Source organism: Sphingobacterium sp. DR205, assembly GCF_011064245.1.
Lineage (GTDB): Bacteria > Bacteroidota > Bacteroidia > Sphingobacteriales > Sphingobacteriaceae > Sphingobacterium > Sphingobacterium athyrii.
In genome coordinates this window covers 4,300,707-4,315,659 of the sequence record NZ_CP049333.1, presented here as the reverse complement: position 1 = coordinate 4,315,659, position 14,953 = coordinate 4,300,707, and the positions used below count along the sequence as shown (strand labels likewise).

15 protein-coding genes are annotated in these 14,953 nt (G+C 36.6%); 10 read left to right on the top strand and 5 right to left on the bottom strand.

What is annotated here, in order from left to right; all coding sequences use genetic code 11:
- The first annotated feature begins 7 nt into the window (after nucleotides 1-7).
- From G6053_RS18775 to G6053_RS18750, 6 genes are all read left to right on the top strand, one after another.
- Nucleotides 8-778, top strand: coding sequence for a LuxR C-terminal-related transcriptional regulator (locus G6053_RS18775; protein ID WP_165307858.1), 771 nt, complete (start codon nucleotides 8-10; stop codon nucleotides 776-778).
- 114 nt (nucleotides 779-892) lie between these two features.
- The gene (locus G6053_RS18770; protein WP_165307857.1) at nucleotides 893-1,387 is read left to right on the top strand and encodes a hypothetical protein; all 495 of its coding nucleotides are present in this window, start codon (nucleotides 893-895) and stop codon (nucleotides 1,385-1,387) included.
- A 10-nt stretch (nucleotides 1,388-1,397) separates the two neighbouring features.
- On the top strand, nucleotides 1,398-1,817 hold the full coding sequence (locus G6053_RS18765; RefSeq protein ID WP_206531772.1) for a hypothetical protein: 420 nt from the start codon (nucleotides 1,398-1,400) through the stop codon (nucleotides 1,815-1,817).
- A gap of 105 nt (nucleotides 1,818-1,922) precedes the next feature.
- Nucleotides 1,923-2,339, top strand: a complete 417-nt coding sequence (locus G6053_RS18760; RefSeq protein WP_165307855.1) for a transposase — start codon at nucleotides 1,923-1,925, stop codon at nucleotides 2,337-2,339.
- 71 nt (nucleotides 2,340-2,410) lie between these two features.
- The gene (locus G6053_RS18755) at nucleotides 2,411-2,845 is read left to right on the top strand and encodes a hypothetical protein (RefSeq protein ID WP_165307854.1); all 435 of its coding nucleotides are present in this window, start codon (nucleotides 2,411-2,413) and stop codon (nucleotides 2,843-2,845) included.
- A gap of 204 nt (nucleotides 2,846-3,049) precedes the next feature.
- A complete protein-coding gene (locus G6053_RS18750) occupies nucleotides 3,050-4,282 on the top strand; it encodes an IS256 family transposase (RefSeq protein WP_165307023.1) in 1,233 nt (410 codons plus the stop codon).
- Nucleotides 4,283-4,344: 62 nt separating this feature from the next.
- On the opposite strand, the gene G6053_RS18745 is transcribed toward G6053_RS18750, so the two are convergent.
- A complete protein-coding gene (locus tag G6053_RS18745) occupies nucleotides 4,345-4,533 on the bottom strand; it encodes a hypothetical protein (protein WP_165307853.1) in 189 nt (62 codons plus the stop codon).
- 1,028 nt (nucleotides 4,534-5,561) lie between these two features.
- Between G6053_RS18745 and G6053_RS18735 the strand changes: the two genes are divergently transcribed.
- Entirely contained in the window at nucleotides 5,562-7,106 is a 1,545-nt protein-coding gene (locus G6053_RS18735) for a right-handed parallel beta-helix repeat-containing protein (RefSeq protein ID WP_165307851.1), read from the top strand.
- On the opposite strand, the gene G6053_RS18730 is transcribed toward G6053_RS18735, so the two are convergent.
- Both G6053_RS18730 and G6053_RS30665 read right to left on the bottom strand, forming a co-directional pair.
- On the bottom strand, nucleotides 7,090-7,956 hold the full coding sequence (locus tag G6053_RS18730) for an IS3 family transposase (protein WP_241255016.1): 867 nt from the start codon (nucleotides 7,954-7,956) through the stop codon (nucleotides 7,090-7,092). The two genes, G6053_RS18735 and G6053_RS18730, sit on opposite strands and share 17 nt — an antisense overlap.
- A gap of 11 nt (nucleotides 7,957-7,967) precedes the next feature.
- Nucleotides 7,968-8,267: a transposase gene (locus G6053_RS30665; RefSeq protein ID WP_070566721.1), complete on the bottom strand. Its 300-nt coding sequence runs from the start codon at nucleotides 8,265-8,267 to the stop codon at nucleotides 7,968-7,970.
- Between the two features lie 146 nt (nucleotides 8,268-8,413).
- On the opposite strand from G6053_RS30665, the gene G6053_RS18725 reads away from it, so the two are divergent.
- The 3 genes from G6053_RS18725 to G6053_RS18715 all read left to right on the top strand — a co-directional run bounded on the left by G6053_RS18725 (nucleotide 8,414) and on the right by G6053_RS18715 (nucleotide 13,291).
- On the top strand, nucleotides 8,414-9,112 hold the full coding sequence (locus tag G6053_RS18725; protein ID WP_165307849.1) for a hypothetical protein: 699 nt from the start codon (nucleotides 8,414-8,416) through the stop codon (nucleotides 9,110-9,112).
- 192 nt (nucleotides 9,113-9,304) lie between these two features.
- Nucleotides 9,305-11,314, top strand: a complete 2,010-nt coding sequence (locus tag G6053_RS18720; protein ID WP_165307847.1) for a hypothetical protein — start codon at nucleotides 9,305-9,307, stop codon at nucleotides 11,312-11,314.
- 201 nt (nucleotides 11,315-11,515) lie between these two features.
- Nucleotides 11,516-13,291, top strand: coding sequence for a right-handed parallel beta-helix repeat-containing protein (locus tag G6053_RS18715; RefSeq protein WP_165307845.1), 1,776 nt, complete (start codon nucleotides 11,516-11,518; stop codon nucleotides 13,289-13,291).
- Between the two features lie 98 nt (nucleotides 13,292-13,389).
- Here G6053_RS18715 and G6053_RS18710 read toward each other — a convergent pair whose 3' ends face one another.
- Nucleotides 13,390-13,779 carry a hypothetical protein gene (locus G6053_RS18710; RefSeq protein WP_165307844.1) on the bottom strand — a complete coding sequence of 130 codons (390 nt, stop codon included), beginning with the start codon at nucleotides 13,777-13,779 and terminating at the stop codon, nucleotides 13,390-13,392.
- 396 nt (nucleotides 13,780-14,175) lie between these two features.
- Nucleotides 14,176-14,940: an MBL fold metallo-hydrolase gene (locus G6053_RS18705; protein ID WP_121126606.1), complete on the bottom strand. Its 765-nt coding sequence runs from the start codon at nucleotides 14,938-14,940 to the stop codon at nucleotides 14,176-14,178.
- Nucleotides 14,941-14,953: the final 13 nt, after the last annotated feature.

Below are 14,953 nucleotides of genomic sequence, written 5' to 3'. Positions count from 1 at the left end.
TAGGATCATGGAAAATAAAGAAAACCAACTGGTGACTTCATGGGACAATTACCCTGAGATATTTTCCCCCGAAAAAGGAGTGGAACAGCAGCTCAGTTTAGTAGACCTATTAGCAGATTTTCTATTCACAGGCAATTATTATTACTATACCATCGATATACTTGGTCAGGCGATTTCAAACCAGCATCCGAATATCCTCAAAATACATGGTCTAGCTGATATGCCTAAAACATTTAATGAAATAGTCGAATTGGTTCATCCAGATGATATGGGTTTTGTGATTCGGGCAGAAGAAGCGGCACATCGACATATTCTTAGTGTCGGCATTCAGCATATTCAATCGTTGAAATGCTGCTATTGTTTTCGTATGCGTGTGGCTAATGGTACGTACCGATTATTTCATCACCAGTCTATTTCTATTGTAGTGGACAGTAAATTCCGTATTGTCAAAAGCATCAATATTCATACGGACATAGAGCATATTACCAGCGTCAATAATCGTATTGTAACTGTGATGGGCATCCGAGGAAATAATGAATTCCATCAGATAATCGTAAACGACAGTAAAATGGTTACGTTTCCCGCTCTAAAACTCACTATAAGGGAGTGTGAAATTCTACGATACATTGCCAAAGGATTTTCGAGTGAAAAAATTGCCGAAGCTCTGGGTATCACAACCAATACTTGTAGAACACATCGTAAAAATCTATTCCGAAAAATAGGCTGTCATAGCGTTGCAAGTTTAATTAAAAAGTCAACAGAATTAGGGCTGTTGTAAAAGTTGTCTACTTGATCGAGAAAGCTCAATATTTTAAAAATACCCCATTTGTGGTATTTACCTTTATTTATCAAATATGTAAGTTCGCTTTACTATTTAACTGAAAAATAAGCTATGAAAACAATTGCAAAGATGATGTTTATATGTATGTTTATCGGTTTGGTAAACAAAATGCAGGCTCAGACAAAAGAAGAAACGGTAAATTGGTTCACGGAAAAGATGATGAAAGAATGTTTTCTGGAAGACGATAAGCTGAATAGAAAAGTTAGGATAGTGTCTGTGAAACTCGATGATAATTTTTTGACAATAGATGTGGAAATTAAAAAGGAAAAAGATGATAATTTTGGGAAGGCTGGCCGTATTTTACATCAAGTTAGAGTGGATTTAAACCATTTAGATTTAGGTTTTATTACGAAATTCGGAGGATTAGCTACGAATGGGAAGTATGTAGAAGTATCTGAAGGACCGTGGAATAAAGGTCTTTTAACATCTTATTATTTTTTCAAAATAAACCCCTCTTGTGAACCAGATATAATCAATAGGTTTAGAAGGTCTATTGAGCATTATATTTCACTGATACCCGCAAGAAAAGGCAACGAAATATTTTAATTCAAGGTTGATGCATATTCCGGAGCATCTTGACCCCCTTGGTTATTTTGATTTATTTGGGATAAGATTTTTAAGAGTTATTCCAATGGCCGGTAAATCAAGACCCATGAGTCAGATAAAACAATTGATAAGATTGAAACAGCAGGGCTATGCCATAAAAGCGATAGTACGTTGTTTATCAGTGAGTAAGAACACCGTAAAGACCTATCTTTTCAAGATCGGTCAGGCAAAGCTCAACATGAACGAGCTGCTGGAACTGAACGGAATGTTTGAAGACGACCCTAAGGAAAAATCAAAAAGGGGAAGACCCAAAAAGTCAGAAGATCAAGAAAATTATGAAAATAATAATGGTTTTTTTTGTAAAATTAGTGGGGGCATTCTGATGCGAACTAGTGGAGGCATTCTAATGCGAAGTGACAGGAATCATTAAAGATGAGATCATTGAGCGTTCCGGTGCTGCCTGCAATAAATACAATTCCAAACCGTTACGCCTGGTCCATTTTTGGGACAGCACACTGGTAATGAGTACCACTTTTTGACCAATAATACTAAGTGGAAGGCTTCTTTGGTGGCAAACATCTATAAACAACGCTGGCATATCGAAGTCTTCTTCAAGCATCTAAAGCAGCGCTTAAAAGTATCGACATTCATAGGGACTTCTGAAAATGCAGTGATGATACAGATCTGGACTTCACTGATCGGCATATTACTGTTAAAATACCTGCAAAAGAAGGCCAAATATGACTGGAACCTGTCCAATCTGGTAGCGTTCATCAGAATGAATATCTTCGTGAAAATAAATATCTGGAAATGGATAGATGATGGTCTTTTACCAAGTAACAGTTTATCTTTCAATGACGACTTTCTTGGTTCGTTTACGAATCTTACATTGGAGCCATTTTATAAAGTCGTGAGCGAAGAAATGAGGCCGACTGACCTCAGAACCATTTAAAAATTAGAAAATTTGGAGCTGAATTATTAATTTTAAATTGGTGAAGAACTAATGAAAAATCAACTTTCAAGATGAAAAGGCTGTTTTTAATACCGCTGTTTTTTTTGGTCTTTTTTTCTTGTGCAAAAGAGGATAAAAAAGAGGTACATATTATTTACCGCATAGGTTTTGGATATATCAGATTGTCGTTTGACGAATCTGGGCATGCTAACGCTAGAGCAGGGAGAGGAAATTCCATGGACGAAGACCATTTTGTAGCAGAGTCTACAATGGATAGCCTAGAATTTTATATTAAAAATAGTAGACGCTTTTTCAAAAAACTAGGTGAACTTAAAGAACAGCAATTTGACCATGCAAAGAGTTACACTCGGACCCAAATTTATTTAAATGATTCACTTTATTATGATGTTCAGAGATATTCATCCCATTTTTCGGATTTATATTCAATTATTTCGAATGAAATACCCGATGAATTTAATCTATTCAAAACCAGGAGATTTGAATAAGGTAAAACAAAACATGGCTGACGTGCTTGTGCAATGAAATCTATGCTTTTGGGAATTATTACTGTTTCGCTATTATTTAAACCGAAATAATAGATAAGCAAAAAGGCTAGTGATAAGCATCTATATGAACAACCTATTTTGGTAAATTCAGAGGGTGTAAAGTAAACTGTGTCAAATAAAGAATTTTTATATTAGACACAGCAAATGGAAAAAGAGGAATTTGATTTTAAACGCTTCAAAGAGGAAGCAATGAGAGGCCTTTATGCAGGCAAGAAAATGAGCGGTACGGACGGAGTTTTCGCTCCGATGTTGAAACATCTTTTGGAAAGTATGCTTGAAGGTGAGCTGGATCATCATCTACAGGAAAGTAAAGCTTCAGGAGAGGTTAACCGTAAAAATGGGAAGACAAGAAAGACTGTACGGAGCCTTCAGTCCGGACAATTTGAATTGGAGAGCGGTCGTGACCGAAACGGTACTTTCGAGCCTAAGATAGTCCCTAAACGTCAATTGATCATTACGGAGGAGCTTGAAGGCAATGTTATCTCCATGTATGCCAGAGGAATGAGTACACGGGATATTTCAAGCTATGTGAAGGAAATGTATGCCATGGATATATCTGCTACTGAGATCTCCAATATTACCGACAAGGTGATTCCTGCACTGAATGAATGGCGTAACCGTCCGCTTGAATCGGTATATCCTTTTGTATTTCTAGACTGTATGCACTATAAAGTTAAAGACAATGGCAGCGTTCAGACCCGTGCAGTATACAATATACTTGGCGTGAACCGAGATGGTCGAAAAGACCTTATCGGTATCTATCTTTCAGAAAATGAAGGCGCTAAGTTCTGGCTGTCGGTGCTGACCGATCTCAAACAGCGTGGTGTAGAAGATATCCTGGTCGCCTGCGTCGATGGTTTAAAGGGTTTTCCCGATGCCATCGAAGCCGTATATCCGAAAACCCAGGTTCAACTTTGCATTGTTCATCAGATACGTTCAAGTCTGAGGTATGTTCCGGAGAAAGATAAAAAAGCTGTTGTTGCAGATTTAAAACCTATCTATCAGGCAAATAACCAAGAGCAGGGCTATGAAAAGCTACTGGAATTTGACGAAAAATGGGGTAAGAAATATCCGTTATCTGTAAAGGGATGGTTGGATAATTGGGGAAATCTCTCTACTTATTTCGAGTACTCACCCGATATCCGCAGAGCTATTTATACCACAAATGCTATTGAGGCTATGCACCGTCAGATCCGAAAAGTGACCAAAACCAAAGGAGCATTTACTTCTGATCAGGCACTCTTAAAGTTGGTTTATCTCACGGTTAAGGAGATATCAAAAAAATGGACCATGCCTATTCGGAATTGGGGATTGACAATGCAACAATTACATATTAAATTTGGGGATAGAATTAAAGCCTTCGGCAACTCCTTTTAGGGTTCGCACTCGAGGCTTTCAGCCTCTGAGCACGAACCCTAAAAGGAGTGATGTGACACAGTTCAGTTTACACTACCTAAATTCATGAGCAGCTCCTCTGCAGGGACTTCTTTTATTTTTCCGTCAACTTTTACAACCAAACTTTCACCCTTTGCTGCACTTTCTTCTGCCAATTTTCGCAAAGCTTTCTGTACTCCTAAACGAATTCGTTCAGCAAGGTTGATATTTTCAATATTTACCTTATTGTTCATTGTAATACTTCGATTTTAGTGTTGACCAAATTTCGCTATTTGAAACGAGTTCTCCAAATCTATCACCCTGAGCAATTATTTCGGGTATTAAATCCATGTTGTCAAAGACCAACCATCGATCACATATAGGGATATAGATGTTAAACAAGTTTTCTAAACCACGATGATATCGTCTCTCTATCACTATTGTCCACATTTACAAATTCCCTGCAATCTAATATCTCAGGTAGTACAGTATAACTGGCAGTTGTTTTTCCTGCTCCATTGCACCCAGAGATAATATAAATATTTGGCATACTCGTTTTTTTGTCAAAATAATGAAAATTGCCTGCTTTTTCAATTTCTTTTTATAAGTTGATAATTATATCGCGGCGATCTGACTAGCTTTATTTGGTCAAATATGCTTTAACGAAAGTAATAATTTATTCTTTTTTTCTTGTGCAAATGAGGATAGAAAAGAGGTACATATTATTTACCGAATAGGTTTTGAATATATCAGATTGTCGTTGACGAATTTGGGCATGGCAAAGCTAGAGTAGGGAGAGGAAATTCCATTGACGAAGACCATTTTGTAGCAGAATCTACAACAGATAACCTAGAATTTTATATTAAAAATAGTAGACGCTTTTTCAAAAAACTAGGTGAATTTAAAGAACAGCAATTTGATCATGCAAAGAGTTACACTCGGACCAAAATTTATTTAAATGATTCACTTTATTATGATGTTCAGAGATATTCATCCCGTTTTTCGGATTTATATTTAATTATTTCGAATGAAATACCTGACGCATTTAATCTATTCAAAACCAGGAGATTTGAATAAGGTATTGTGGTTTGCTTAATCTGCTCGTTAGTAAAGACAAGTGATTTTTCTTCCTTGGGTTAATGGAAGTTTATTCCGATCCCTTCAAAGAATTGCAAACCTCGATTTCTCGGTATCTCTCCGATACCGATAACATACACCTTGTTTTCCTCAGATACCCATCGCAGCCGCCATACTTTTGCTATACACATAAAAACAAAAGAATATGGCAAATCAATTTTTAGTTAAAGAAACAATGGCAGCTATGCGCAATCTGTCCGCAAGCGAAATCGATGGATTGAAAGGAAACAATCCAGTTTATGCGGGAGTACAGTTGTTAGGCTATTACGAAAAGGGAGATACTCCGGCTCCGATTATCTATCACTACGTTGATCTTCAAAATGAACCTGATCCTGGAACGGATGATGGCGGCAGTATCATTGAAATTGGCAATAATAAATTAAGACATGATTTCAAGGGGGCCGATATATATGATATATATTTTGGATATAAAACAGGTGTATTTTTTACTAAAGAACAGAATAACTTGAAACTAAATAGCATGTATAATTCTGACGCTAATTCCATCGTGCATTCCCCCGGTGTTGAAGCAGATATTTCTGAATCTTTAATTATTGATAACGAAAATTTAAAAATTGAAGGAAATGGATTTGTCATTAGACAAGCGGATAATTCGAGTCTTATAACCTATACAGACAGACCTTTGATTGATATTATATCTAACGGAGTTATGATCGAAGACTTGGTATTAGATGATAATATACAGAACAATTTTGTTATGTTAGGCGCGAACAAAATACATGCTGCCAATCCCGGGGATATTCCGGGTGTAACTAGGACCGGTCATGATGTTTTAGTTATTAGAGCGAACAATGTTGTAGTGAGAAGGGTAGTAGTAGAAGGTGCCAGTTGGACAGGAATAAAAGTTACGTATGATCCAAATAATGTTGAGGTAAACAATGTTATAATTGAAGACTGCGTGGTTAATCAAACATTTAGAGATTCAATTTCAATAATGCACTGCCGTAATGTTAAGGTAAGAAATAATAAAATTAATAACGGTATACATCATCAAATTCACGTGTATACTAATACATTAAACACAGAGGTTTCGGGTAACCATTGTTTTAATAACTTAACGGATATTTTTCATTGGTACACTGGAATTAATTTAGAAAACTACGAAAGGGGATGTATCATTGTAGATCATGTCTCTTATGATAAGAAGACAGTTAACACAGTAATTTCAAATAATATAGTAATCTCCAATTCTCTATCTGACTTCAAAGCAGGGGTTGTAACTCAAGGATATCCAGAAAACGTTTCTATTAAAAATAATCTTTTTATAAGATGTACAAGGGGACTTTTTATAGCACGAGGGAACCCGGTAGGAGATATTTGTACTATTACTGGTAACACTATTTTAGGATCTGTCAACGGGGTGCACTTCTGGCCCGCCGCAAGTGGCGGAAACTATGGTGGAAAGACAACTCCACAACAAAGTAGAACTGTACTTAGTGCGAATAATATAGAATCATCAGACATAGCTATTAGGGTTTCAGGTTCTGTAGAAAACGTACAGAACTTTTATTCCTTATATAATGTCCTGTTAGAAGGAAATACTATTAACGGGAAGCCTGATCTAACATTATCACAGGAATTAAACTTCTCAGGCAATGCATTAGGTACTCATAAGATAATCTTGGACTTGCAAATAAAATCGGCAGTGCTAGTTAAGCAGCTTTTTTAATTTTTTGCTCTTTGTTATTAAATTGCTCAATTGTAAGATTTCCCAATGTGGAGTGACGACGTTCTCGATTATACCAGATTTCTATGTATTCGAATAGTTCTGCTTTCATCTGATTCCTGGTAATCAACTTATTACCGTAAATCTGCTCGGATTTTAGCGTTTTGAAGAAGCTTTCTGCTACTGCATTATCCCAGCAATTACCTTTTCTACTCATACTTCTTGTTATGATTTTATAGGAATCTAACGTGTTACTAAATTTTTCACATGCATATTGTACGCCACGGTCCGAATGAAAAATTAGACCAGGAGACAGTTTACGGTGCTTAATTGCCATTTTCCAAGCTGCCAATGAAGTTTCTTCAGTTTTCATCCCATCACTGATACTCCAACCAATACATTTGCGGTCATATAAATCCAGAATGGTGGTTAGATATAAAAAACCTTCTTTGGTATGGATGTAAGTAATATCAGATACCCAGACTTTTGAAGGCTCTGAAGCTTTGAAATTTCGGTCTAATACATTGTCCATTATTTTATGTGCGTGTTTTGAATCGGTTGTAGCTTTAAATTTCTTGCCTATTTTACTCCGTAGCCCCATATTTTTCATATACTTAGCGACTGTATTTCTAGAAACTTTAATTCCATCATCCAACAGCTCCGCAGTTATTCTAGGACTGCCATACCGTTGTTTCTTATCGAAATAAATAGCCTTTATCTTGTCCTCCAGATTGCTACATTTCCTGCTTTTTGTCTGTTGGGACCGTTTTTGCCAAGCATAATAGCTTCTAGATCCAACGCCCATAACTTTACACATCTTTTCAATCGAATATAGCCCCTGATGTTGCTTGATAAAACTATATATTACCGATCGCTCTTGGAAAAGATGCCTATGGCCTTTTTTAGTATTTCTAGTTCCAGTTCTGAGTCTTTAAGTTTTTTTTCCAAGAAACTAATCCGCTCTTGTTCTGGCGTTTGCTTCATATTTCCATTCCCAGGGAAACTTCCTGATCCAAACTCTTCTGACTCTTTACGCCACTTATATAATTGGGCAGCAGAGATTCCCAACTCACGAGCTAGCTCAGAAAGATTTTTCCTGTTTTTACTTAATTCAACTGCTCGCTCTTTAAAAATGCGATCGTACTTTTTACGGACTTTAATCATTATTTCAAAATTAAGATATTTTATTGTTCTTAACTTGATCTGCCGACTAAGTTAGCAACTCCATCTATAAAAACAATATAGAAGAACATATACCTAAAATTGCAAACAGTCAAACAGTAAAAAATTTTTTAAAAGGAACTTCTGAGGTGTATATCGATAAATATTATCCTTTTAAATCTCAAGATGCCATAGATATTACTAATACTGTCTCAGGTAAATATTATAAAGTATGTACTTTTATTTCGAAAACCTCTTATGTAATATCGGGATTAATTCAGATAACCGATTATAGGCAGGTTCCAGAAATAGCCGACATAAATGTTTATGTAAAAGGTCTTAATCCGCTAAGAACCAGCGTGAATCAATTAAGTTTAAGTACAAGTGCTGTTGATAATAATCTGACACCGAATAATATATTTTGGAATATTACTACTGATGCAGATAAAATCAAATATGAGTTATATATAAAAGCAAATGCCACAAATAGAGATTGGAAGATTAATTTCAGCGAGTTATATCTTAACAGTAATGTTATTAATAGTGATATTATTGTTTATAATCGTCCTGATCCAGAAGATAATCTGCCTACGGGAAGCAATATATCTTCAATTTCACCGATTAGATTAAGTTATAATGCTTCTACATATATTCAGGGTATTCAATCCGTTAATGCTACTAATCAGAGCGATTTAACTGCTATTACCCTAACAGATTTAGTTTCGCAAATAAACACATTACTTTTACCTAAGTTTAATGAAATAGTTACACTGGTTAATGAAACTAAGGCTAAGACTAACCAAAGTATAAGCACGGAAGTTGCGAGCGGCCAAAGGCGATCGTCTTAAAATATATTTGTGGATGCTTCCCTGTGCCCGGCAGAGGGAAGCATTTTTATTTTGAGGATTTCTATCATCTCCAGGGTTAACGAATTAGGGCCACTTTTCGGTATCTCCCACATACCGCTTACATACACCTTGTTTTCCTTAGATACCCCCCGTAGCAGCCATACTTTTGTTATACACATAAAATCAAAAAATATGGCAAATCAATTTTTAATTAAGGAAACAATGGCTGATATGAAGGATCTGTCCGTAGCTGAAATAGACGGATTGAAGGGCGACAATCGGACCTATGCAGGAGTTCAGCTATTGGGCTATTACGAAAGAGGGGATACGCCGGCGCCTATTATCTACCGCTACGTTGATCTTCAAAATGAACCTGATCCGGGGGCAGATAATGGTGGTAGTATCGTTAAGTTTAATGGTGTTATCCTGGAACATAATTTTAATGGTGTTGTCAATCTCTTGTATTTTGGTTTTAAGGATGGTCAAGATATCAGCATAAGCTATGAGAAAGCCCTCCCTTCGGTCTCTTCTGGTGATGTAATCATAATCCCATCCTGCAATACCTTTACAACCAAACCTTTATTGTTAAAAAGTGGGATACATATCAAAGGACAGGGAATACGAGATACCATTATTAGATCACACCAATTAGCGACGCATATATTTAAAAGTAGCAATATCACTTATAAAAATATTGACGATGTTAGATTATTAAAAAAGGTATTGACCGATGATAACACGATCTTTATCAGTGATACATCAAAGGTGGCCGCGGGGGATTTTATTATATTAAAATCGGATAAAATATTTACCAGAGAGTGGGATGGAGGATCGACCATACGTGATTATTATACAGATGGTGAACTGCTGAAAATCCTTGAGGTATATCAAGACCGAGTTATCATCGAAGGTAAGTGTTTTCTCGGTTTTGATATCGAAGGAACAACAATGAAAACCTTCAGTCCTGTGGGTATTGGCGGGTCTATTAAGGATTTGGCAATTGTAACCAAGAAAGATACGGGGACACTTTCTAACTGCTTATCGGTCGAAGGTTGGGAAAATCTATATCTTGATAATATTAAAACGGAGAATGCGAATAGCAATGGTGTTGGACTATATACTTGTTATAAAACAAAGTTAGATTGTATTGAAACGATAGGTGGTACTGCCAACCTGGGACTGAATTATGGCATTATGATCGCAGATGGAACAAAATATACTGACATTCAACATTTAGTAGCAAAGAAACACCGACATGGGTTAGCCGGAGGCGGGAGAGGGCTTGCAATACCCATGTACTGTAACCTTGAGAATGTTATCGTGACTGAATCCCAATCACATTCAGTAGACTGTCATGCAAATACAGCCTTTTTTACGGTGAAAAATGCATGCGTTGATAATTTTTATTCGATGTCCGGAATAGGGCATAGAATGGACCATATCATTTCTTCTGGACTTACATATGCGGCTTTTGCCTATGAGGGCGGCAAAAACCTATCATTGGGTTATGCCTATGTTGCAAATGCTGGCGATTGTTACGTGGAAAGATCTTGGGTCAACTTTGATATCGGTTATCTTGAAATCAATTACGGAAGCACAAGAGACAATTTCAGTTTCTTTAGCATCCCAAGCAATTCGAAAAATACAACTATTCGCACACTTCGAGTGAATAATACGCTTTTTGATTTAAACAAAACTCCCTTGGAGAATAAATTGGCTATTTTAAATAGCACTAAGTCAGGAGTTGTTCTTAGAGGTGATACGCTTATCGATACTCTTGAAATTACTGGAATGTCCAGGGGTGTTCATGTGCAGAGCGCGAATGTTATAATAAATCGTTTTGTAGCCAAAAACACTGGATGGGGAGATACTAATGATGTTAATGGAACCCATGTCCTTTCTTTAAGTGGTGGAGGTAATAATTTCACTTTAAACAACACGCTTATAGACAACAGTAGTTTGCCTGTAGAGTTTACGGTAAATACATTTATATTGAGTTTTAGCGGTGGAACAGCAGTTGCGACGATGAATACCGTAATCAGGAATTTAAGATATGCAGGGGGCTCGGTACGAGCTAAAATTGTTAAAAATAACTACTTCAATGATTTTAAATTCGACAATGTCAGGTTTGGAACTGTTACCGGCAGTATTCCCACAAGTTTGGGCGGGAGATTTATAGACTGCGATTTCATACAAGATTAGAAACGAAGTTGGGAGCAGACGTATAAAAATAGATGCGGTATTTAAAAGGTGCCGCATTTTTTGTTTAACATCATACCGCGCAAAACTTGCAGTGTGATAGAGTTTTCGGTATCTCCCACATACCGCTTACATACACTTTGTTTTCCTCAGATAGCCACCACCACAGCCATAACTTTGCTATACACATAAAAACAAAAGAATATGGCAAATCAATTTTTAATAAAAGAGACGGTGGCAGCGATGCGAGGCTTATCTGCTAGCGAAATCAGTGCATTACAGGCAGGAACTTACAATGGGGTTCAGTTATTGGGCTATTACGAGAAAGGGGATACGCCTGCACCGATTATTTATTATCTAGTCCCAACTACTCCTGATCTGGGTACAGATGATGGGGGGAGTGTAATTGAAGTTTCAGGAAACAAATTATATCACATTTTTAATGCTGACCTGGATGTTAGGTATTTTGGTGCAAGAAGCATGAATACCAACAATCACACTTTTATTCAAAATGCGCTAAATTATATTGCAGCAAATGGCACTTGTTCGCTCAGTTTACCTCCCGATCAAATTTTACTTATTTCTACTAAATTGCTCGTATCCTCCTCAGTAGTTATAAATGGTAACAATGGAACAATCAAATCAAATACTATTTCATCCGATCTGATTGAATTCACCTCTAACTATAACAAAATTGAGAATCTAACTGTCGAGGGAAGATATGTAACCAACCAATTAGGTGATCTGGTATTCCGGCAATCAAATAATAATACCATTACCAATTGTATTTTTAAGTCATCGAGCAATGCCGGAATTTTATTTGAGAAAAGCTCTGGCAACCTTGTCCACAATTGCCGATTTGAAGACAAGTCTTATGGAATCTTGTTAAGAGATTCCTTTAACAACAGTATAACCAGTAATTATTTTACAAGGGGATACAAGCGAGGCGTATTAAATGCCTCTGGATATGAAGTCGTCCCCTACGGAGATGGTATTAAAATGAGTTCGGGAGCGACCACTTTCGGCAATCTAAAGGGAGGTTATAAGACAGTTATCTCAAATAATGTATTTGATAACGTTTGGCGTGATGCGGTGGATATGTTTACAGATGGAGAGGACATTGTTTTTTCCAATAATATAGTTTTAAAACCCGAAGCGTTGGGAATGGACATAAAGACAATTTATAGAGCTAATCCTGACGATGGAACTTCAATAATGGGTACTCGACAAACGAAAAATGTAACTATCTCAGGAAATTATTTTGAGGATTGTGGACTTACAGACTCAGATTCGTCCGCCATCAGTATTAAACATACCGAAGAACGTGAAGGGGAACTGCATTCTATTGAGAAGGGGGTCCACAATATTACTATTGTCGGGAATCAGTTTCATAGAGGGAAAAAGACGGCGGTAATCATTGGATATTCTCAAAATGTACAAATCAATGGGAATCTATTTAAAGACGTCCCCAAGGAAAATATTTACATTTATCGGGAAAGCCGCCATGTTGTCATTGCCGATAATATATTTGACACGAGTCATTCGACGTCGTATCCTATCTATGCTACACAGAATGAGAATTATAAAAACATAAGTATTACTGGGAATATTTTAAAAAATACAAATGGTTCATTGTATGGAATCATCTGTTATGGAAAAGATATTCTGATAAGTAATAATAATATAAGCGGCTTTGCAACCAGTATTTATTTGGATAGGGCAGAGGATTTCCAGATTATGGGAAACAAATTATATGGTGCAACTAGCCAAGCCGTCAAACTTTCATCACAGAACTATACTGTCAAGGATATACAAATCTTTAATAATAAAATCGGAACTTCCGCTAGAGGTATTTTGTATAATTCGAACACTTCGGATATCGTTTCATCGGGAAATGTTTTTAAAGATTGTACCATTGGAACGGAGATAAATACCAATCTTGTCACAAATTACCAGTCGTTTGGGAACTTTACTGTCTAAAATTTATAGATAGAAATTAGCATTTTCAATGCTCCATTTAATTCCTATTTCAAGAGTTTACCGTTAATCAGTAAACTCTTAAAATAGGATGCTATTGATTAAAAAGCTGCTTTTTTCAGGTCACTCATAAGCATTCGGTAAGGGACTTCAACAGCTACTACAATAGATATTCCCAATAAAACAGTATAATAAGGGTTTGCATGTAGTAAAAAACCGATAACCATAACTGCACCACAGATTGCCTGTGATAAACGTACTGTCCATGCCATAATAATCTTGGAAACGGGATTAAAGACGGAGATAAAGCTTTCGGAAAGAAGAAATGTTCTTATTTCATTTGATAATAAAGAAAGAGAAATCATAATAGACAACTTCAAATCCGAAAGAAACTCTTTCCAATGATTTTTTGCTGATAGGATTATTGCCAGGATCAAACCGCCAATTACGGTAACTGCTACGTTTGAGAAAAAGACTTCTGTTGTGCTCATATTTAAGTGTTTATAGTTCTCTTTTAAGGTACTTAAATTTATTTTTTGATCCAATTTTAGGACGGGAGAAATTGCAATAAGCAAACTATTTGGATAGCTCAGAAATAGACCTGAAAGTAGAGTTGCCTTGAATATGCAAGCAAATTTTAATAAAGGACACTCCTGGCAACTCGAAGAATTTCGGAAAGACGGACAATAACTTGCAGACCCTAATAATGTAGATCCTACAGAGATCAGATATGAAGTGAATGAGATGATAGTAAAGTTCGAAAAGCAAAATTTAGTGAAATTATAATAACTGTTTTCCTCCCAATATAAGTACTATCCGTTATTCTCAATGAATAGCGGATAGATTTTATAATGACAGTTTATAGTTTCAAAACTGTATTCCAAACTTTAAAACTCATAGTGCTGTCCGTCGTCTGGAACAAGTACTTTATCCGAAATATTCTCGTCTGCTAGAAACTGCTTTAATTCTTTTCTGGATAAGGTATTATGGTTTACACCCTCCATATGGCTTACCACCAACGTTGCATCCGGAGCAGTCTCATGTACTTTTTTAATATCTTCCTTGCCCATAATCAGCGGGCCGCCGCCGACGAATTGATTGTCACCGCCGTTCACAACTACAACGTCAGGACGGTGTCTTTCGAGTTCCTGCTGCACGCCTTCATACCATACTGAATCGGTAACAAAGTATATTGTTTTTTCTGAGCCATGCTTCATAACAAATCCATGAACATTTCCTGCCAATTTTAATGTTTCGCCAAATCCGTGCTGTGCCCGGGTCTTAAACAGTTGAATTCCGTCAATCTCAATACCATCGATAAGGACTTCAACATTTGTAAATCCAGCAGATTCCACTTCTTTTTTATCTGTATTATCCTGGACATAAATTTTTATATGTTTGGGCAGGAATTTCTTTGCCGCGTCATCGTAATGGTCATAATGCAGGTGACTTAAAAAAACTGCATCCAGATCTTTAACCAGTTCATCTATTGATACTGGAAGTTCTACTAAAGGGTTATCACGCTCATCACCGCTTGCCGGATGTGGAAATGCAGGTAATGTGCCTTTATCGGCTAGCATAGGGTCAATTAAAAATTTCTTACCTCCATAATTGACAACCATCGTTGCATTCCTGATTTGTTGTAGTTTCATATCAATTTATTTA